This window comes from Tropicimonas isoalkanivorans (assembly GCF_900112335.1).
GTDB classification, from domain to species: domain Bacteria; phylum Pseudomonadota; class Alphaproteobacteria; order Rhodobacterales; family Rhodobacteraceae; genus Tropicimonas; species Tropicimonas isoalkanivorans.
The window spans coordinates 115,656-135,798 of sequence record NZ_FOLG01000011.1 but is presented as its reverse complement, the minus strand read 5'-3'; the positions used below and the strand labels follow the sequence as shown (position 1 = coordinate 135,798).

Sequence of the window (20,143 nt, the reverse complement as noted above, 5' to 3'; positions counted from 1 at the left end):
CCGTCAGTCGAACGTGCCGGATACGCGCCCGATCAGCATGAAGGCGCGGGCGCTGCGGGTGTCGGCGAACGTGATGATGTCCGCGTCGCTGGCCTCCTTCTCGAAGGTGGCGAAGGTGGAATCGAAGCGGCGGAGGAAGTGGTGGGCGCAATCGCGAAAGACCGTGTCCTGCCGCATCCGGCCGGCGGTCAGCGCAAGGCTCGACCGGTCGCGGATGCCCCCAAGCGGGGCAATGGCCCGCCCCCGCTCGCCGGCGGCGAACTTGCGCCAGATCTCCGGGCGGGCCCGGTCCGGCTCGAGATCGTCCATGTAGATGCCGTCCTCCGCCAGCAGGGTCAGAAGATCTTGTGCGGAGCGCACCAAGGCCCCGGCCATCGGGTCCTTCAGTGCCAACCGCAGGGCGCGGAACCCGTCCCTGTCGCGGACGTCCTCGGGGAAATCCAGCGCCTTCACGAAGTCTTCCGAGGAAAGCGGCGCTGTCGCATCCTGCGTTTCGGTGTCGAGCGCCAGCGAGGGTTGTTCCGTTCGGGCCGCGGCGGCTGGTTTCGGGCCGCGCAACGCCGGACGAAGCGCGGCGGTCTCGTTGGCCTGTGCAGTCATGCGGGCGTTCACAGAGGTCAGGTGGGCCAGCGCCGCCTCGGTCTTCTTCTGGGCGCGGGCGATCTCGTCGAGTTTTTGCTCCAGCGGCGGCCGGATTCCGTCAGGGCGCGCGCCCGTCTGGTTCATGTAGGCCGCGCGCATCGCATCGACGGACTCCTGCAGGTGGCTGCTTTCCTCCCGCATCAGCTTGGCATTCTTCGCCGCGGTCGTGGCCACCCATATCAGGGCCACCGGCATGAACACGGCAAACAGCGTCATCAGGAACAGAGCGGGGTCGAATCCCGGAACCTCCGCCCCTGCCGGGCGCGGCAGCACCATGAAGAACACGCCGGCTCCGAAGAGCCACAGCGCGCTCAGAACGAGCGCGACGATGTCCTCGGCCGCCAGACCGCCGAACGGGCCGGTCCGCCCGGTGTCTTCGAGATGTCGTCCCTTCCAGATCATGGGCGGCTGCAGTCCGACTCAGACGTACTTTATGCTCAGAACCTCATAGCTCTTTTCGCCACCTGGTGTGCGAACTTCTATGCTGTCCCCCTCTTCCTTGCCGATCAGGGCCCGCGCGATGGGCGACTTGATGTTCAGCAGGCCCTTTTCCAGATCGGCCTCGGGCTCACCCACAATCTGGTAGGTCTTCTCCTCGTCGGTGTCCTCATCCACGATCGTGACGGTGGCGCCGAATTTGATCGGTCCGGAAAGGGTGCTCGGGTCGATGACGTTGGCCAGCGAGATGAAGCTTTCGAGTTCCTTGATCCGGCCTTCCACGAAGCTCTGCTTCTCGCGGGCGGAGTGGTACTCGGCATTTTCCGACAGATCGCCATGTTCCCGCGCCTCGGCAATCGCCTTGATGATGGCGGGGCGGTCGACGGTCTTCAGGGTTTTCAGTTCTTTATCCAGCGCGGTGTAGCCCGCGCGGGTCATCGGTATCTTTTCCATGTCTTCCCTGCACGGTTGAATTGTCGGGATTGGGTTGAACGCCCTTAACTCAAGCAGGGCCGTCAATGTCAAGTGGTCGCACCTTGCCCGAATGTCCGGCCTTACGGGGCTGGTGACTTTGCCGCTCTGCAGCATTGCCATTGACGGTCCAGTTTTCTGTCCGGTAGGCATGTCGGAGGCCAATTTTTGACCGCGCCGGTATGGGAGGCAGCACCGCCATGAGCGAAATCGAACGCGAAGCGATGGATTGCGATGTCGTCATCGTGGGGGCCGGTCCGTCCGGACTGTCGGCGGCGATCCGGCTGAAGCAGCTCGACCCGGACCTGAATGTCGTGGTCCTTGAAAAGGGCTCGGAGGTGGGTGCCCACATCCTGTCGGGCGCGGTTATGGACCCCGGCGGGCTCGACACCCTGATCCCGGACTGGCGAGAGAAGGGCGCGCCGATCACGACGAAGGTCCAGCGCGACGAGTTCTTCGTGCTGGGGGAGGGCGGCGGTATCAGGCTGCCCAACGCCATGATGCCGAAGCTGATGAACAATCATCATTGCTACATCGTCAGCCTTGGCAACGTCTGCCGTTGGATGGCAGAGCAGGCCGAGGCGCTCGGCGTGGAGATATTCCCCGGAATGTCGTGCTCCGAACTGGTCTACGGCGAGAACGGCGAGGTGAAGGGCGTCGTCGCGGGCGAGTTCGGCAAGAACACCGACGGGACGCCCGGCCCGGGCTACGAACCCGGCATGGTGCTCAACGGCAAGTACGTGTTAATTTCCGAAGGCGTGCGTGGCTCGCTCGCAAAGCAGCTCATCAGCCGGTTCGACCTCGACAAGAACAGCGACGTTCAGAAGTTCGGTCTGGGGATGAAGGAACTGTGGGAGATCGACCCGGCCAAGCACCGTGAGGGAACAGTGACCCACACGATGGGCTGGCCGCTCGGCTCGAACGCGGGCGGGGGGTCCTTCATCTATCATATGGAGAACAATCAGGTCTGCGTCGGCTTCGTGGTGCACCTGAACTACGCCAACCCGTATCTGTTTCCGTACATGGAATTCCAGCGGTTCAAGCATCACCCGATGGTGGCGGAACTGCTGAAGGGCGGCAAACGCGTGGCCTACGGTGCGCGGGCGATTTCCGAGGGCGGGTTTCAGTCGATCCCCAAGACGGCCTTTCCGGGTGGGGTATTGCTGGGCTGTTCGGCGGGGCTCATCAACGTGCCCCGGATCAAGGGCATCCACAACGCAATGCACTCCGGTATCGCCGCAGCGGAGGCCGCCCACGCTGCGATGTCGGCGGGCCGGGAGGGCGACGAACTGACCGACTACGATGCGGCCCTGCGCACCGGCCCCGTGGGGAAGGATCTCAAGCCGGTCCGCAACGTGAAACCGCTCTGGTCGAAGTACGGCCTCGTCGGGGGGCTGACGCTCGGTGGGCTGGACATGTTGCTTGGCTCCAAGATCGGCTGGAATCCGTTCGGCACGATGAAACACGGCAAGACGGATGCGGAGGCCACCGGCGAAGCGGCGAAGTTCAAGCCGATCGACTATCCCAAGCCCGACGGTGTGCTTTCGTTCGACCGGCTGACGAACGTCAGCTTTTCCTTCACCAATCACGAGGAAAGCCAGCCCTGCCACCTGAAGCTGGCCGATCCGGACGTGCCAGTGCAGGTCAACCTACCGAAGTTCGCCGGCCCGTCCGCGCGATATTGCCCGGCTGGTGTCTACGAGTTTGTCGAGGAGGAGGGGACGGCTCCGCGCTTCGTCATCAACTTCCAGAACTGCGTGCACTGCAAGACCTGCGATATCAAGGACCCGAGCCAGAACATCAACTGGACGGTGCCGCAGGGCGGTGACGGGCCGAACTACCCCAACATGTGATCCCGGGTGGGGCGCGGCGCGCATCCGCGCCCCGCTCACATTGTCGTCACGCGGGGCAAATCCGGGCCGGTCGGCACGCAGCGTTGTTGTTTCGAGCGCCCGCTGGCGCTACATTTGGATGCATTCATCGATTACGAGGCCGCCTTTGTCCCTGTTCCGCCCCGCCATCCTGTCTCTCGCGCTGAGCTTGACATTGGTGCCGCCCGCCACCGCCGCCGACGCGCCCTTGAGCAACGGCCTTGCTGGCGCCTATCTGGCCGCGCGTCATGCCAGTTACTACAGCGACTATCGCGCGGCGTCTGATTACTACTCCCGAACGCTGGCCCGCGACCCCGGTAATCCCGGTTTGCAGGAAAACCTGGTGATGGCCTTCGTCGGCCTGGGGGACGTGGACTCCGCCGTGCCCATTGCGCAGAAGATGCGCGAGCAGAAGACGTTCAGCCAGATGTCCAACATGGTCGTGATGGTGGATATGCTGGCCAATGAGCGCTACGGCGAGGTGGTCAAAGGCCTCCCCGAGGACCTCTCGGTTGGCCCCCTGGTGGACGGCCTGGTCGCAGCCTGGAGCCTCCTTGGCGAAGGTGAGGCGGAGGCGGCCATGGCAGCCTTCGACGCGGCCTCCGAGAACACCGGCCTCTCCGGCTTTGCGATGTATCACAAAGCGCTGGCCCTCGCGTTTGCGGGCGATTTCGAAGCCGCCGAGAAGATCTTTTCCGGCGAGGAGAACGGCCCCCTGCCACTGACCCGGCGCAGCGCGATGGCCCATGCGCAGGTCCTGAGCCAGCTCGGCCGCCACGATGCCGCGCTCGAACTGATTGAAATGGGCTGGGGCAACGATCTGGACCCGGGCCTCGAGGACCTGGTGACACGCCTGGAAGCCGGGGAAACCATTCCCTTTACCCAGGTCCGCGGCATCCGCGACGGGCTTGCGGAGGTGTTCTACACCGTGGCCGGTGCTTTGGAAGGCGAGGCGGCGGACGCCTACACGCTGCTCTATGCGCGGGTCGCCGAGTATCTCAACCCGGACCACGTCGACGCCATCCTGCTGAGCGCGAACCTTCTGGAGGCGCAGGACAGGTTCGAGCTTGCCACCGAAACCTACAACCGCGTCCCAAGGGATCATGCCGGGTTCCACGTGGCCGAGATTGGTCGGGCGGACGCGCTGCATAAGTCGGGTCGCACCGATGCGGCGATTGAGGTGCTGCAGCAACTCGCGGAAACCCACGGCAATCTGCCGATCGTGCAGGTCACGCTGGGAGACATGTTGCGCGGGGAAGAGCGTTACGACGAAGCCGGCGCCGCATACGACGCCGCCATCGCACTCTTCGATGAGGACGAGCCGGGACAGTGGATCGTCTATTATGCTCGCGGCATCACGAATGAACGCGGCAAGCGTTGGCAGGAGGCGGAGGCCGACTTCCGCAAGGCGCTGGACCTGAACCCAGGGCAGCCGCAGGTGCTCAACTACCTTGGCTACTCTTTCCTGGAGATGGATACGAACCTGGATGAGGCGCTGGACATGATCCAGCAGGCCGTGGCGGCTCAGCCGGGAAGCGGATACATCACGGACTCGCTGGGCTGGGCGTACTACCGCATGGGCCAGTACGACGAAGCCGTGATCGAACTCGAACGCGCTGCCGAACTGATGGCGACGGACCCGGTGGTCAACGACCACCTGGGTGACGCTTACTGGGCTGTTGGGCGGCGCATCGAGGCGGAGTTCCAGTGGCACCGGGCGCTGTCCTTCGGGCCGGAGCCGGAAGAGGCCGAACGCATCCGCCGCAAGCTCGATGTCGGTCTGGATGCCGTACTCGCGGACGAAGGCGCGGAGCCGCTGGCAGTCGCCAACGATGGTGGTTGAGGAATTCGCCCCGGCAAAGGTCAACCTGACACTCCATGTCACCGGCCGGCGGCGCGACGGCTACCACCTTCTCGACAGCCTCGTCGTGTTCGCCGACGTCGGAGACCGGATCATCGCCGAACGGGCTCCGGAGCCCTCCTTCCGCGTGACCGGCCCGCGGTCGGCCGGCGTGCCGACGGACGGCTCCAACCTCGTTCTCCGCGCGGCCGCAGTGTTCGGTGCGGCGGCGGTGGCCCTCACCCTTGAAAAGACATTGCCAAGCGCCTCCGGCATCGGAGGCGGCTCGGCTGACGCGGCCGCGACCCTGAGAGCGCTCGCCCGCCTCTACGCGACAGAAATGCCGGCGTTGGAAAAGACCCTCGAACTCGGCGCGGACGTTCCGGTTTGCATTGACCGTCGCCCGGTTCGGATGACGGGCATCGGCGAGGAACTCACCCCCTTGCCGCCGCTGTCGCCCCTGCCGGCTGTCCTTGTCAATCCCGGCGTCGCGGTGGCGACGCCCTTGGTCTTCAAGAGCCTGTCGCACACCGGCAACCGCCCGATGCCGGAGGTGCCACCCGGAGGGTCCACGGTGCAAGAGGTGGCTGGCTGGCTCGCCCGACAGCGAAACGACCTGGAATCGCCCGCCTGCATGTTGGAGCCGACGATTTCCGACGCTTTGCGCGTGGTGCGGGCGCAACCCGAGTGTCTCCTGTCCCGCATGTCCGGGTCCGGCGCGACCTGCTTCGGTCTGTTTCCGGATGAGCAAGCGGCACACCAGGCTGCACACGCGATCACCCGCACCCATCCGAACTGGTGGGTGACGCCGACGATCCTCGCCTGACCTGAAACTTCTTGTGTCGAAAAATATCCCCGCCGGAGGCACGCCCCGTCAGGGGCGTTATCAATGCGCCCGAGCCACAACGAAATCCGCCAGATCATCAAGCATGTCCTTGATCTCGCCCGCCGGGAATGCTTGCAGCGCGCCTTTCGCCCGTCCGGCCCACATAAGCGCATCTGTGCGAGTGGCCTCCATCGCACCGTGGCGGTGCAGAAGGCCGAGCGCCTGATCCAGATCGCCCTCTTCCTGCCGGCCCTTTTCGATGACTCGTTGCCAGAACGCACGTTCCTCGTCGTTCGCTTGGGCCACCGCCTTGATGACCGGGAGCGTCAGCTTCCGCTCGCGGAAATCGTCGCCCACGTTCTTTCCCGTCGCACCGGCGTCGCCGTCGTAGTCCAGCAGATCGTCGACAATCTGGAAGCTGATGCCCAAGGCGTCGCCATAGTCCCGCAACGCCGCCACCTGTTCCTCCGACGCGCCCGCAACGACGCCTCCCACCTCGCAGGCCGCGGCGAAGAGCGCGGCCGTCTTGCCGCGGATCACCTGCAGATAAATGGCCTCGTCTGTGGCGAGGTTCTGCGCAGCGGTCAACTGAAGCACCTCGCCTTCGGCGATGGTGGCGGAGGCATCGGCGAGAATGTCCATCACCCGCAGGCTATCGGTCTCCACCATGATCTGGAACGAGCGCGCAAAGAGATAGTCGCCGACCAGCACCGAGGATTTGTTGTCCCACAGCAGGTTTGCCGTCGCCCGGCCGCGCCGCTGCGCGCTTTCGTCCACGACGTCGTCGTGCAGCAAGGTCGCCGTGTGGATGAACTCCACGGTCGCCGCCAGTTTGACGTGGTTCACGCCGCTGTAGCCGCACATCCGGGCCGCGGCGAGTGTGAGCATGGGCCGAAGGCGCTTGCCCCCGGCCTCTACCAGATGCGCGGTAACTTCGGGGATCCGTGGGGCATGCTCGGAGGCCATGCGGTCTCGGATCAGGTGGTTCACCTGATCCATTTCGCCGGCCAGCAAGCGCGCCAGACGGTCGTGCGGTCTATCGGAAGGTTGGTCCAGGCTCATCACGCTCTCGTCACCCCATCTCGACAGCCCGGGTGGGGTCTGCTTACGTCTATGTCATGAAAGAGGTTTTACGCACCAACGACCCGACGGTCATCGCTTTCGCGAAATCCCTCCTTGCGGGGGAGGATATAGACTGCTTCGAAATGGACGTCCATATGAGCGTCCTCGAAGGCTCCATCGGTGTCTTGCCGCGCCGGCTCATGGTGCGGGACGCCGACCTGTTCCTCGCCCGGACAGCCCTTCGGGACAACGATCTGGATGTGACCGAGGACGACTGACGTGAACGACGGCCTGACGCGGGATGCCTATCTTGGGGGGCGCCTTACGCTCTGGCAACCTGCGCGCGGCTACAGAGCTGGGATTGACCCGGTGCTCCTCGCCGCCGCATGTCCGGCAGGTCCCGGAGAGAGTGTTTTGGAGCTTGGCTGCGGCGTCGGTACGGCTGCGCTCTGCCTTGCGGTACGGGTCGAGGGGCTTCGGATTGTCGGTCTGGAACGCCAGCCGGACATTGCCGAGATCGCCCGGCGCAATGCTATAGACTGCGACCTGCCTCTGGAGGTCATTACCTGCGACCTGCAGGCGGCGCCGCCACATGTCCGCCAGCGCAGCTTCGATCACGTCATTGCCAACCCGCCCTATTTCCGCCGCGATGAGTCCCACGCGTCCGGCCACGCGCAACGCGAAGCGGCCATGGGGGAAGAAACCCCGTTGTCGGCCTGGCTTTCGGTCGCCTCCCGCCGCCTTGCCCCGAGGGGGTGGCTGACGCTGATCCACAGGGCGGAGCGGCTTTCGGACATCCTTGGCGGGCTGGCGGGGCTCGGGTCCGTCGAGGTTCAGCCGCTCGCGCCGAGAGAGGGCCGGGAGGCGCGTCTGGTCATCGTTCGCGCGCGCAAGGGTGGGCGCGCGCCGCTGCGGCTCCACGCGCCGCTCGTGCTGCACAAGGGGTCACATCACGTGACCGACGGCGATGACTATACCCCCGCGGTATCGGCTGTTCTGCGGCAAGCAATTGCCCTTCCCGGCTTCGGGGCGGCGCCATATAAGGCTGACACCAAACCCTTTAAAGGCCTGATGTAAAATTATTGCGCGGGCTACCGGTTCAACGTGACAACCGCGAAAAATCATGGTGCACTTGAGTCGTTGACAAGCTTTAGAGGAGAGATCGACCATGTCAGAGTCCCCCCGTGTTGAGGAACTCCGCAAGAAGCACGCGGCTCTTTCGGCCAAGGTGGAAGAAGTTCAACAGGCTCCAGGCTCCGACGATTTCGAGATCGTAGAACTCAAGAAGCAGAAACTCCGAATTAAGGAAGAGATCACGCGCCTGACGGCGATGAACTGATCCTTCCGGCGCGACGGCTGGCCCACGCGGCCAGCACCGCGCCACCGGTAATAAGCGCCGCCGCCAGACCAAGTCTCGGCGTCGGCGCGGCCAGACCGGCGAGAACCAGCGCAAGCGTCGAAAGCAGTGGCGCCGCGTAGCTCGCGACCCCCAGAAGCTGGATGTCTCCCCGCTTCACCCCGATATCCCACACATAGAACGCCAGCCCCACAGGCCCGACGCCGAGAGCGAGGACGCTCGCCCATGCGAGACCGGAGGTGGGGAGCACCGTATCCTCCAAGGCGACATGCGCAATCGCGGAGAGGACGGCCGTGGCAATGCAGAAGACTGCGACCGCCTCGGTCGGCGCATGGGCAAGCCGGCGCGATATCACCGAATAGCTTGACCAGAACACCGCGCAGACGAGCGCCAGGGCGTAGCCGGGCAGGGCGCCTCCGGTTAGTTGCGCGCCATCGCCGAGAATGATGAGCGCGGCCCCTGCGAACCCCATCGCAGCCCCCAACAAGTGGCCGGCGCCGAGGCGCTCGCCTGGAAGAAGGCTGGACAGCAGAACGATGACAAGCGGCCAGAGATAGGCGATCAGTCCTGCCTGAGCCGGCGGTGCGAGACGAAGCGCCGAGAAGTAGAAGAAATGATAGCCGAACAGCCCGACGGTGCCGAAGGCATAAACCGACCAAGCCACCCCTCGCAGCCGGTGAAGCCCGCCTGTGGCGAGCGCCCAGACCAGGCCAAGCGCACCGCCAACGGCAAAGCTCATTGCCGTCAGTTGCAATGGCGGCACCGGTGCGCTGCCCACTGTGAAGAGCGCAAGCAACGCCCAGAGAAGGACTGCGATGAAACCGACGGCGGTGGCTTTCGTGCGTGTCATCCGGCCCCTCTGCGAGATGCGGAGGGTGCGGTCAAGTGCGACCGTCCGAAAAACGGAAGCCGCCCCCGCCACGTCGGTGGCGGGGGCGGTTCGGTGCAATGCAGGGAGCGTCAGACGAAGAACTGACCGCCGTTCGCCGAAATCGTCGAACCGGTGATGAAGCCCGCGTCATCGGAGGCGAGGAACGTCACGCAGCGGGCGATCTCGTCCACTTCACCGAGGCGGCCGACGGGGATCTGCGAGATAATCGACTCGCGCACCTTCTCCGGCACGGCCATCACCATTTCGGTCGCGATGTAGCCCGGGCAGACGGCATTGGCCGTGATGTTGGCCCGTGCGCCCTCCTGGGCCAGCGACTTGATGATCCCAAGGTCGCCCGCCTTCGTCGCGGCGTAGTTCACTTGGGCGAACTGACCCTTCTGTCCATTCAGCGAGGATATCACGATGATCCGGCCGAACTTCCGCTCCCGCAGGCCGGGCCAGACGGGGTGAACGGTGTTGAAGACGCCGGACAGGTTGACGTCGATGACTTCTTTCCACTGGTCCGGCGTCATCTTGTGAAACGGCGCGTCGCGGGTGATCCCGGCATTGGCGACGACGACCTCGATCGGGCCGAGGTCGGACTCGACTTGCGCGAGGCCGGCCTTGGACGCTTCGTAGTCCGCGACGTTCCACTTGTATGTCTTGATTCCGGTCTCGTCCGTGAACTTGGCGGCGGCCTCCTCATTTCCGCCGAAGTTCGCAGCGACCTCGTATCCGGCCGCCTTGAGACTTTTTGAAATGGCGGCGCCAATGCCGCGCGTCCCCCCCGTGACGATTGCAACTCTACCCATTTTTCTCCTCCAAGTTCGCGTAATGCCTTGCAATACTCTTAATCAGAACGCAGCGCATAGAGCAACAATATTGCGCAGTTCTGTTTTTCCAAGGATGTTCGTGTCGCTGCGCCGTTGAGAAGGGCGCCACATGGGCGCCCTCCAGACTCTTTTCCGCTGACAGTATCAGGGACGTTCGAGGCACATGGCGATGCCCATGCCGCCACCGATGCACAGCGTGGCCAGGCCCTTCTTCGCGTCACGCCGCTTCATTTCGTAGAGCAGAGTGTTCAGGACGCGGGCGCCGGAGGCACCGATCGGGTGGCCAAGGGCGATGGCGCCGCCATTCACATTGACGATGGATGTATCCCACCCGAGGTCCTTGTTCACGGCCAGGGCCTGGGCTGCGAAGGCCTCGTTGGCTTCCACAAGATCGAGGTCGTCGATCGTCCAGCCTGCCTTTTCGAGCGCCCTGCGGGACGCCGGAATCGGCCCCGTGCCCATGATCGCCGGGTCTACGCCGCAGCTCGCCCAGGAGACGATCCGGGCAAGAGGCTCGATACCGCGCTTGCCGGCCTCTTCCTCGCTCATCAGCAGAACGGCTGCCGCACCGTCGTTGATGCCCGAGGCGTTGCCGGCGGTCACCGTGCCATTCTTGTCGAAGGCCGGCCGCAGCTTCTGCATCCCTTCAAGCGTGGCGCCCTTGCGGATGTACTCGTCGTCCTCGACCACGATGTCGCCCTTGCGGGTCTTCACAGTGAAGGGGATGATCTCGTCCTTGAACTTGCCGGCGTTCTGGGCGTCCTCCGCCTTGTTCTGGCTGCGGAACGCGAACTCGTCCTGCTCGTCGCGGGTGATTTGCCACTTCTCGGCGACGTTCTCGGCGGTCTGGCCCATGTGATAGCCGTGGAAGGCGTCGAGCAGACCGTCGCGGAGCATCGTGTCCTGCATCTTCAGGTCGCCCATCTTCTGCCCGCTGCGCAGGTAGGCCACGTGCGGCGCCATGGACATGCTCTCCTGCCCGCCGGCTGCAACGATGGCGGCATCTCCCAGCATGATGTGCTGCGCGCCGAGAGCAACGCTGCGCAAGCCGGAGCCGCACAACTGGTTGATGTTCCAGCCCGGCGATTCGACGGGGAAGCCCGCGTTGATATGGGCCTGGCGGGCCGGGTTCTGACCCTGTCCGGCGACAAGGATCTGACCCAGGATCGTTTCGGATACTTCCGATGGGTCGACGCCTGCGCGCTCCACAACACCCTTCAGCACGGCTGCGCCGAGATCGTGGGCCGGTGTATTCGCGAAGGATCCGAGGAAACTGCCGACGGCTGTGCGGCCGGCCGATGCGATAACGACGTTTGTCATGATGGCTCCCTATTAAGTCATTAAGCCCTCAGTTGAGGGGTCTGCCTCCCAGACTGCAAACTTTCTCCCCCCAAGGCTACCGACTTGGTACGGGTGACGCCGGGTCAATAGCAACTGACAGGGTGTCCCACCCACGTCGCAAGGGCTCAGGGGGGCGGATTCGGGCTGATTTCGCGTTCAGTGGAGTACCTGAGCGGCCTCAACGAATCGGAAAACCCAGCGGCGGACACGACGTTGGTTCGCTTTCGTTGGAGGGGGCGCATGTGCTCGGCGCGCTCCGCCGATATGGCGACGTGCCGGCATCTTCCTTCGCGGCCGGGCCACAAATCCATGGCTCACGGACCGGTGCAGACGGGCGCTCCCTTGCCTAACCGGCCGCCCGCAGAGATGGCGGGAACTCGGGCCAGCAGGGGCGGGTGGTGGGTGCCCCGTAGTAGAAGCCTTGCATGCAATCCACGCCGAGGGCGGTGAGCATCCGTGCGTCTTGCTCGCTTTCCACGGCTTCAGCCACTGTCAACATCTCGAACTGCTGCGCGATCAGCACCAGCGCCTTGGTCAGAACCCGGTTGTCCGGATTCTGGTTGATGCCGGTGACGAATTGGCCGGCGATCTTCAGGATGTCGAAATCGAGGTCTCTCAGGTATCGGAACGCAGTATAGCCCGCGCCGAAGTCATCCAGGGCGAAGGAGATGCCACAGGCCCGCAACCGCTCCATGAACACCATCGTCTTGTCCGGCACGACCATGGCGGAGGATTCGGTGATTTCGATGATGAGCCTCTCCGCGACGGTCTCATCGACCGAAAGGCCGGCCTCCAACGTCTCCATCCAACGAGGATAGCCAATCGAGCGCGCCGACATGTTGACCGACAGGCGCAGCGCGGGCGCGCGGGCGAGAGCGGCAAGGCCCATCTCCAGGGACAAGCAATCCAGACTGCGCCCGGTCTCGCTGGTTTCGCACGCCTCGATGAAGTCTTTCGCCGGAATGATCCGGCCCGTGTCGTCGACCACCCGGATCAACCCCTCGTAGAAGGCCGTGTGGGTCGGCCGCCGCGAATCGACCACCGGCTGGTAGGCCAGCAGCACGTCCTTGCGGTCCAAAGCGCGGCGCACCATGCCGAAGATGCTCCGACCCCTCAGCGAAACGGCCTCCCGCAAGGGATTGCCCGCGGGCGCTAGGTCCAGGTCGGTGTGATGTTCCATGTCGTGCCCGCGCTGCCTGACGAATTCCGCAATAATCACGGCCATCTAAGTCCCGGCCCGTGAAGAACTGGTAAAGCGTCGCGCACTGAGGCAGCTTGCGGCCCGTAGCAGTCGGCTGACGGAGGCGAGACGATGGGTGAACGGTGCGGATGGGTGGGGCAGGATCCGCTCTACATTGCTTATCATGATACCGAGTGGGGGGTGCCGGAGTACGACTCGCGCGCGCTTTGGGAAAAGCTGGTGCTCGATGGATTTCAGGCCGGTCTGTCCTGGCTCACGATTCTCAAGAAGCGCGAGAATTTCCGGGCGGCATTTGCCGGCTTCGACCCCGAGATCGTTGCCGGGTGGGGGGAGGCAGACGTCACGCGCCTCTTGGGAGACGCCGGCATCGTGCGCCACCGCGGCAAGATCGAATCGACGATCGGCAACGCGCGGGCCTACCTCGAGATCGAATCACGGGAAGGATTCACCGCCTTCCTATGGGACAGGGTGGGGGGCAGCCCGATTCAGAACGGCTTTGCAACGCTCGAAGAGGTGCCTGCGGAAACGGACCTGTCCCGCCGGATTTCGAAGGACCTGAAGGCGCGGGGTTTTCGCTTCTGCGGGCCGACAATCGTCTATGCGTTCATGCAGGCCACGGGCATGGTGAACGACCACCTCATAGGTTGTGCGCGCCATGCGGACGTCGCAGCCCTTAGCCGATAATCCGTCCCCCTTGCGATGCGCCCCGTACCGGCCATATATGCGGGAAAGAAAATATAAGGCCTACCCGATGCTTCTGACTGTTCTGAACCCCTTCGCGGCAAAAGCCACGCACGTGGACGGTGAAACAGCCATTTCGATGGTCGAATCCGAAAACGCCGTGCTGGTTGATGTCCGGGATGCATCGGAACTGGATGGCGGCCAGAAGGCACAGGGTGCGATCAATATCCCGCTTGCGGCGCTCAACCATCGCGCGAACCCGCGCGATCCGGCGTGCGATCCAGCCCTGCGTAGGGATCGCCCCATCGTGCTTTATTGCGCGACGGGCGCGCGGTCCGGAATGGCGGGCAAGGTGATGCGCGCCCTTGGCTATGAAAAGGTCTATGACATGGGCCCGTTGGGCGCCTGGGCGAACGCCGGGGGGATGGTCGTCGGCTGACGGGGCGACAGTATCCCGCTTACCCGTAAGCGCTTGACGGTACTGCGGGACGTCCTGCAAGCCTCGGGTCAGGACCCCGCGGACAGGGCGTCGAGAATCGCAATTGCGCTATCGCTGTCCCAGTCCGCGTCGCCCATCAGGCGGGCGATTTCGCGGCCCTCCGGGTCGATGATGACCGTGACCGGCAAGCCGAGAATGCCCATTCCCCGTGCGAGTGCCTGGTTGGGATCGCGATAGAGCGGGAGGTTTTCAACCTCGATCTCCTCGAAGAACCGGCGGATGGAAGTGGGCGGGTTGCGACCGGTGGCGATGGTCACGACATCCACTGGCTTGCCGTCATAGTGTGCCTGAAGATTGGACAGCGTGGGCATCTCCTCGCGGCAGGGGGCGCACCATGTGGCCCAGAAATTCACCACAAGCCATCGGCCCGCCATGTCCGACAGTCGCACGGCGGCCTCATCGGCATCGACGATTTCAATGTCGGGCACGTCCTTCGGATCGGCGTGAAAGGCCAGTTTCTTCATGTCGCCGTCGCGCAGCGCCGCAGGATCGCCCATCTCCGCCAGTGCCGGGTTTGCCAACACGCAGAGGGCCGTATAGACCACTGCAGCCAACAGATGTTTCATTCTCTTCCTCCGGGGTCCGATCCATGACCGACGTGTCTCGACAGGCTGCCAACCAGATGTGGGGCGGGCGATTCGCCTCCGGGCCCGATGCGATCATGGAGGCGATCAATGCCTCCATCGATTTCGACCGCCGGCTTGCCCGTCAGGACATCGAAGGTTCCCGCGCCCACGCCGCGATGCTGGCAGCCCAAGGCATCCTCACCGATAACGACGCAGACGCGATCCGAGAAGGGCTGCTCACGGTCTTGTCAGAGATCGAGGGCGGGCGTTTCGAGTTTTCCGCTGCGCTCGAAGACATCCACATGAACGTCGAGGCGCGGCTGCGGCAGCTCATCGGCGAGCCGGCGGGGCGGCTGCACACGGCGCGATCGCGCAACGATCAGGTGGCGACGGACTTCCGCCTTTGGGTGCGGGAACAGTGCGACGCGGCCATGGACGGACTCGCCGCGCTGCAGGGGGCGCTCTTGGCGCAGGCAGAGGCCGGCGCTGACTGGGTGATGCCGGGATTCACACACCTGCAGACGGCGCAGCCCGTGACCTGGGGCCACCACATGCTTGCCTACGTGGAAATGCTCGGCCGGGACATTGGCCGCTTCCGCGACGCCCGCGCGCGCATGAACGAATGCCCGCTGGGGGCTGCGGCGTTGGCGGGCACGTCCTTCCCCATCGACCGGCACGCCACGGCCGCCGCGCTCGGCTTCGACCGTCCGATGGCCAATTCGTTGGATGCGGTGAGCGACCGGGACTTCGCGCTGGAGTTCCTCGCGGCGTCCAGCATCACCTCCATGCATCTCAGCCGGTTGGCCGAGGAGCTCGTAATCTGGTCCTCCGCCCAGTTCCGGTTCGTGACCCTGTCGGACCGCTTCTCTACCGGCTCCTCGATCATGCCGCAGAAGAAGAACCCGGACGCTGCCGAACTCATCCGGGCCAAGATCGGCCGGGTCGTCGGGGCAAACATCGCGCTTCTGACGGTCATGAAGGGGCTGCCGCTCGCCTATTCCAAGGACATGCAGGAGGACAAGGAGCAGGTCTTCGACGCCGCCGACACGCTGATGCTGGCGCTTGCGGCGATGACCGGCATGGTGGGCGACATGCGCGCCAACGTCAGCGCGCTGGAGGCCGCGGCGTCGAGCGGGTTTTCTACCGCGACGGATCTGGCGGACTGGCTGGTGCGCGTGCTGGACCTGCCGTTCCGGGAGGCGCATCACGTCACCGGTTCCCTCGTCGCGATGGCCGAGGCGCGTGGCTGCGACCTGCCGGATCTGTCGGTGGAGGACATGCAGTCAGTCCACCCCGGCATTACCGGGGACGTTTTCGATGTGCTCGGTGTGCACAATTCGGTTGCCAGCCGCGTCTCCTTTGGCGGCACGGCGCCCGACCAGGTGCGCGCGCGGATCTCGGATTGGAAGGAGCGCATCGGATGAGACGCGGCCTTTTCCTCCTCCTTGGTCTTTGTGCCCTGTCAGCCTGCGGCGTGGACGGAGCGCCCGTGCCGCCCTCGGATCGCCCAGACCATGTCCAGCCCGGCATCACGCTCTCCGGTTCGGCGAAAGTGGGGGTTGTGGGCGGAAGCGGGGGAACCCGGCTCGTCTCCGGGATCGACTGACCGGACGCATGGGCGGCTGCGTTCGGCTTCGCGATAATTGCAGCGGACCGCATGTGTGCTAAGACCCGGCTTCGATCGCACGCCAGAAGGACGCGCCAGAATGGACCATTTCCTGTATCGCGACGGCGCGCTCCACGCCGAGGACGTTCCCGTCGCGGATATCGCGGCGGCTGTCGGCACGCCGTTCTACTGCTACTCCACGGCGACACTGGAGCGGCACTTCCGGCTTTTCGACGAAGCGCTGGAGCCGATGGACCACCTCGTCTGTTTTGCGATGAAGTCGAACTCGAACCAGGCGATTCTGAAGACGCTGGCCGCGCTCGGGGCCGGCATGGATGTGGTCTCTGGGGGCGAATACGCACGCGCGAAGGCCGCCGGCGTTTCGGGGGACAGGATCGTCTTTTCCGGCGTCGGCAAGACGGCGGCAGAGATGCGCGCCGCCCTTGAAGGGGGTATCCGGCAGTTCAATGTGGAAAGCGAGCCGGAGATGGAGGTGCTGAGCGCTGTGGCGACGTCGCTTGGCGTGACAGCGCCCGTCGCACTTCGCATCAACCCGGACGTCGACGCCCGCACCCACGCAAAGATTGCGACGGGGAAGTCGGAGAACAAGTTCGGTATCCCGATCGCGCGGGCCCGGGACGCCTATGCGCGTGCGGCCGAGCTTCCGGGCCTGGAAGTGGTGGGCATCGATGTGCATATCGGCTCGCAGCTCACGGAACTCGAACCGTTCGAGATGGCCTATCGAAAGGTTGCGGATCTGACCGAGGCGCTGCGGGCCGACGGCCACGCGATCCGGCGTCTCGACCTCGGTGGTGGACTGGGCATTCCCTATACCCGGAGCAACGAGGCGCCGCCGTTGCCAAGCGACTATGGCGATCTGATCAAGCGCACCGTTGGCCATCTGGGCTGCGAGGTGGAGATCGAACCGGGGCGGCTGATTTCCGGCAACGCGGGCATCATGGTGAGCGCCGTAATCTATGTGAAGCACGGCGAGGGGCGGGACTTCCTGATTCTGGACGGGGCGATGAATGACCTTGTCCGCCCTTCCATGTATGACGCGCATCACGACATTGTGCCTGTTTTCGAGCCGGAGCCGGGACTCGAGCAAACGCCCTACGACGTGGTCGGCCCTGTCTGCGAGAGTGGCGACACCTTTGCCCGTGGGCGCAACATGCCGCCGCTAAAGCCCGGCGATTTGGTCGCTTTTCGTTCCGCGGGCGCCTACGGGGCGGTCATGTCGTCCGAATACAACACGCGGCCGCTGATCCCGGAAGTGTTGGTGCGCGGGGATCAATTCGCCGTCATCCGGCCCCGTCCGACCTTTGACGAAATGATCGCGCGCGATAACATTCCCGAGTGGCTGTCCTAGGGGCGGCCCCCACTCCGGGCCCGCCTTACGGGCCGCCGAAAGGAGCGAGATGGAGCTGGACGCCACCCGAACCCGCGCGCTGCGGCGCCTGATTCGGCCTCTGCGCCTCACCCGAGCAGGCATGGTGGCCGAGCGCCTGACCCGGTCTTTCTGGCCTGTCTGGACCATCATCTTCGCCGTTGCAGGCATTCTGATGCTGGGTCTCCACGAGAATGCGCCAGTGGAGATCGTCTGGATCGGCGCCCTGATCGCGACGGGTGCGCTCGTCTGGTTCGCGATTGCCGGTCTGCGCAGCTTCCACTGGCCGAGCCGGGCAGAGGCCGTCGCCCGGCTGGATGCGACCTTGCCCGGACGTCCCCTGCAAGCGCTCGAGGATGTTCAGGCTGTTGGGGCGGGGGACGATGCGTCCGCCGCCGTCTGGGCGGCCCACCTGGAACGGATGACCGAACGCGCGGCGAAAGCGCGGCGGGTGCCGCCGGACCTGCGACTGGCCCGGCGCGATCCCTTCGCCTTGAGGTACGTCGCATTGGTCGCGCTCGTTGTGGGGCTGCTGTTTGGGTCCGTCTGGAGAGTAGCGAGCGTCAGCGGCGCCGTCGCTCCTGGAACCGGGGTCGATCTGGCTGGCGGGCCAGCATGGGAGGGCTGGGTCGAGCCGCCTGCCTACACCGGACTCCCGAGCCTTTACCTGAACGACATTGATCCCGGAGTTCTCAAGACGCCGGTCGGGAGCCGCGTCACGCTCAGGCTCTATGGGACCGTCGGCGCGCTGAGTGTCGACGAGTCGGTTTCGGGCCGCAGCGCTGATGCGGCGACACCTGCGACCGAGCCCAGTCAGGATTTCGAGATTGCACAGGGCGGACGTCTCTCCGTCGAAGGGCCCGGCGGCCGGGAATGGCGCGTCGAGGTGACGACCGACGCGCCGCCCTCCATCGCCTTCGAGGGCGACATGGAGCGCGAAGCGAACGGCCAGATGACCCAGGCGTTTCGTGCCACCGACGATTTCGGCGTCATTGCGGGGCGTGCGGAGATTACCCTCGACGAGGACGCCATTCAGCGGCGGTACGGCCTCGAAGTGGAGCCGGATCCACGGGAGCCGATCACGCTAGACTTGCCAATGACGATCGCAGGCGACCGGCGTGAGTTCGTCGAAACGATGGAGGCCGATTTCTCCAAGCACCCCTGGGTCGGCCTTCCGGTCAATATCACGCTGACGGCTGTCGACGATCCGGGCCAGGAGGGCGCGAGCGTGCCGCTCGAGATCGCCCTCCCAGGGCGGCGCTTTTTCGACCCGCTGGCTGCGGCGCTGATTGAGCAACGGCGCGACCTGTTGTGGGCGCGGGCGAACGCGTTGCGCGTCGCCCAGATCCTGCGCGCTGTGATCGACCGGCCGGAAGAGATCATGCGTGATGGCGGCCATTACCTTCCGCTGCGGGTGGCGATCCTGCGGCTGGAGGCCGCCGTCCGCGCGCCGGGTGGTCTGTCGGCGGAGACGCAGGAAGAGGTGGCGGAAGCACTGTGGACGATTGCGCTGACCATCGAAGAAGGCGATCTGTCAGATGCCCTGGAGCGGTTGCGCCGGGCTCAGGACCGGCTGACGGAGGCGATCCGGAACGGGGCGACCGATGAAGAGATCGCCGACCTGATGGACGAGTTCCGCGAGGCTCTGCAGGATTACATGCGGCAGCTTGCCCAGCAGCAGCGTCAGACCGATGAGGAGCGTGAGCTGTCGGAGAACATGCAGACGATGACGGGCGATCAGTTGCAGCAGCTCCTGGACCGTCTGCAGCAGCTCATGGAGGAGGGCCGGACCGAGGAGGCTATGGCCCTTATGGAGCAGCTCCGGCAGATGATGGAGAATATGCAGGTCGCGCAGGGCCAGCAGGGGCAACAGGGGCAAAGCCCAGGCGATCAGGCGATGCAGGGTCTGGCTGAGACCCTGCGAGACCAGCAGGGTCTGTCGGACGAAGCGTTTCGCGATCTTCAGGACCAATTTAACACGAACCCCGGCGAGCAGGATGGGCAGCAACCCGGTCAGCAACAGGGTCAATCGGGCAACGGTCAGCCGCGCGGCGCGCCGGGCACCGGTCAGCAACCTGGCCAGCCCGGTGAACAGGGAGAGCCCGATGCGCGCTCTCTGGCGCAGCGCCAGGGCGCCCTGCGGCAACGGCTTGAAGAGTTGCGACGCGACCTACCGGGCGCGGGAACGGAGCCGGGGGATGCCGCACGGGACTCGCTTGGCCGGGCCGAAGGACACATGGACCGCGCCGAGGATGCGCTGGAGGGCAACGAGCTTGCCGAGGCGATCGACGAGCAATCCCGCGCCATGGAGGAGATGCGCGAGGGAATGCGCGCACTTGGCGAGGCGATGGCACAGCAACAGCAACAGCAGCAGGGACAGGAGGGCGAGCAGTTCGGCAGTGCCGACGGCAACCGGCAGCGCGACCCACTCGGACGCGAAGCTGGCTCCTCCGGCAGTTTTGGCAGCGAGGAGAACCTGCTCCAGGGCGAAGACATCTATCGCCGCGCGCGCGACCTGCTCGACGAACTGCGCCGCCGCTCAAGCGACAGGGAACGGCCGGAACTCGAGCTGGACTACCTGCGACGCCTCCTCGACCGGTTCTGACGGCAGGGCGCTCCCGCCCGTCGTCGACGCATCGAAGATGCATCTC

20 protein-coding genes are annotated in these 20,143 nt (G+C 65.0%); 12 read left to right on the top strand and 8 right to left on the bottom strand.

Features of this window, described 5'->3' with window-relative positions; translation table 11 throughout:
- Positions 1-3 precede the first annotated feature (3 nt).
- Both BM075_RS16875 and greA read right to left on the bottom strand, forming a co-directional pair.
- Positions 4-1,044 (bottom strand): hypothetical protein, encoded by a 1,041-nt coding sequence (locus BM075_RS16875; protein ID WP_245758886.1) that lies wholly within the window; start codon positions 1,042-1,044, stop codon positions 4-6.
- An 18-nt stretch (positions 1,045-1,062) separates the two neighbouring features.
- A complete protein-coding gene (gene greA / locus BM075_RS16870) occupies positions 1,063-1,533 on the bottom strand; it encodes a transcription elongation factor GreA (RefSeq protein WP_093361864.1) in 471 nt (156 codons plus the stop codon).
- A gap of 218 nt (positions 1,534-1,751) precedes the next feature.
- On the opposite strand from greA, the gene BM075_RS16865 reads away from it, so the two are divergent.
- The 3 genes from BM075_RS16865 to BM075_RS16855 all read left to right on the top strand — a co-directional run bounded on the left by BM075_RS16865 (position 1,752) and on the right by BM075_RS16855 (position 6,088).
- Entirely contained in the window at positions 1,752-3,404 is a 1,653-nt protein-coding gene (locus BM075_RS16865) for an electron transfer flavoprotein-ubiquinone oxidoreductase (RefSeq protein WP_093361919.1), read from the top strand.
- Positions 3,405-3,549: 145 nt separating this feature from the next.
- A complete protein-coding gene (locus BM075_RS16860; protein ID WP_245758885.1) occupies positions 3,550-5,265 on the top strand; it encodes a tetratricopeptide repeat protein in 1,716 nt (571 codons plus the stop codon).
- Complete coding sequence (locus tag BM075_RS16855; RefSeq protein ID WP_093361918.1) at positions 5,258-6,088, top strand: 4-(cytidine 5'-diphospho)-2-C-methyl-D-erythritol kinase; 831 nt, start codon at positions 5,258-5,260, stop codon at positions 6,086-6,088. The genes BM075_RS16860 and BM075_RS16855 overlap by 8 nt, the downstream gene beginning before the upstream one ends.
- A 60-nt stretch (positions 6,089-6,148) precedes the next feature.
- On the opposite strand, the gene BM075_RS16850 is transcribed toward BM075_RS16855, so the two are convergent.
- On the bottom strand, positions 6,149-7,150 hold the full coding sequence (locus tag BM075_RS16850; protein WP_093361862.1) for a polyprenyl synthetase family protein: 1,002 nt from the start codon (positions 7,148-7,150) through the stop codon (positions 6,149-6,151).
- 56 nt (positions 7,151-7,206) lie between these two features.
- Here BM075_RS16850 and BM075_RS16845 point away from each other — a divergent pair, with 56 nt between their 5' ends.
- The 3 genes from BM075_RS16845 to BM075_RS16835 all read left to right on the top strand — a co-directional run bounded on the left by BM075_RS16845 (position 7,207) and on the right by BM075_RS16835 (position 8,489).
- Entirely contained in the window at positions 7,207-7,428 is a 222-nt protein-coding gene (locus BM075_RS16845; RefSeq protein ID WP_093361861.1) for a putative signal transducing protein, read from the top strand.
- Position 7,429: 1 nt separating this feature from the next.
- The gene (locus BM075_RS16840; protein ID WP_093361860.1) at positions 7,430-8,227 is read left to right on the top strand and encodes a tRNA1(Val) (adenine(37)-N6)-methyltransferase; all 798 of its coding nucleotides are present in this window, start codon (positions 7,430-7,432) and stop codon (positions 8,225-8,227) included.
- Between the two features lie 91 nt (positions 8,228-8,318).
- The gene (locus BM075_RS16835; protein ID WP_093361859.1) at positions 8,319-8,489 is read left to right on the top strand and encodes a YdcH family protein; all 171 of its coding nucleotides are present in this window, start codon (positions 8,319-8,321) and stop codon (positions 8,487-8,489) included.
- On the opposite strand, the gene yddG is transcribed toward BM075_RS16835, so the two are convergent.
- From yddG to BM075_RS16815, 4 genes are all read right to left on the bottom strand, one after another.
- On the bottom strand, positions 8,464-9,357 hold the full coding sequence (gene yddG / locus BM075_RS16830) for an aromatic amino acid exporter YddG (RefSeq protein ID WP_093361858.1): 894 nt from the start codon (positions 9,355-9,357) through the stop codon (positions 8,464-8,466). The two genes, BM075_RS16835 and yddG, sit on opposite strands and share 26 nt — an antisense overlap.
- Before the next feature lie 110 nt (positions 9,358-9,467).
- A complete protein-coding gene (gene phbB / locus BM075_RS16825) occupies positions 9,468-10,190 on the bottom strand; it encodes an acetoacetyl-CoA reductase (RefSeq protein ID WP_093361857.1) in 723 nt (240 codons plus the stop codon).
- Positions 10,191-10,355: 165 nt separating this feature from the next.
- Entirely contained in the window at positions 10,356-11,531 is a 1,176-nt protein-coding gene (locus BM075_RS16820) for an acetyl-CoA C-acetyltransferase (protein ID WP_093361856.1), read from the bottom strand.
- A 367-nt stretch (positions 11,532-11,898) separates the two neighbouring features.
- Complete coding sequence (locus BM075_RS16815; protein ID WP_093361917.1) at positions 11,899-12,732, bottom strand: EAL domain-containing protein; 834 nt, start codon at positions 12,730-12,732, stop codon at positions 11,899-11,901.
- Positions 12,733-12,864: 132 nt separating this feature from the next.
- Here BM075_RS16815 and BM075_RS16810 point away from each other — a divergent pair, with 132 nt between their 5' ends.
- A complete protein-coding gene (locus BM075_RS16810) occupies positions 12,865-13,437 on the top strand; it encodes a DNA-3-methyladenine glycosylase I (protein ID WP_093361855.1) in 573 nt (190 codons plus the stop codon).
- 67 nt (positions 13,438-13,504) lie between these two features.
- Entirely contained in the window at positions 13,505-13,873 is a 369-nt protein-coding gene (locus tag BM075_RS16805) for a rhodanese-like domain-containing protein (protein WP_177208391.1), read from the top strand.
- Between the two features lie 68 nt (positions 13,874-13,941).
- On the opposite strand, the gene BM075_RS16800 is transcribed toward BM075_RS16805, so the two are convergent.
- Entirely contained in the window at positions 13,942-14,499 is a 558-nt protein-coding gene (locus BM075_RS16800) for a TlpA family protein disulfide reductase (RefSeq protein ID WP_093361853.1), read from the bottom strand.
- Positions 14,500-14,522: 23 nt separating this feature from the next.
- Between BM075_RS16800 and argH the strand changes: the two genes are divergently transcribed.
- From argH to BM075_RS16785, 4 genes are all read left to right on the top strand, one after another.
- Complete coding sequence (argH, locus tag BM075_RS16795; protein ID WP_093361852.1) at positions 14,523-15,923, top strand: argininosuccinate lyase; 1,401 nt, start codon at positions 14,523-14,525, stop codon at positions 15,921-15,923.
- Complete coding sequence (locus BM075_RS24220) at positions 15,920-16,105, top strand: argininosuccinate lyase (protein ID WP_143089900.1); 186 nt, start codon at positions 15,920-15,922, stop codon at positions 16,103-16,105. Before argH ends, BM075_RS24220 begins: the two co-directional genes overlap by 4 nt.
- Positions 16,106-16,205: 100 nt before the next feature.
- Positions 16,206-17,474, top strand: a complete 1,269-nt coding sequence (gene lysA, locus BM075_RS16790) for a diaminopimelate decarboxylase (protein ID WP_093361851.1) — start codon at positions 16,206-16,208, stop codon at positions 17,472-17,474.
- A 49-nt stretch (positions 17,475-17,523) separates the two neighbouring features.
- Positions 17,524-20,097 carry a TIGR02302 family protein gene (locus tag BM075_RS16785; protein ID WP_093361850.1) on the top strand — a complete coding sequence of 858 codons (2,574 nt, stop codon included), beginning with the start codon at positions 17,524-17,526 and terminating at the stop codon, positions 20,095-20,097.
- Positions 20,098-20,143: the final 46 nt, after the last annotated feature.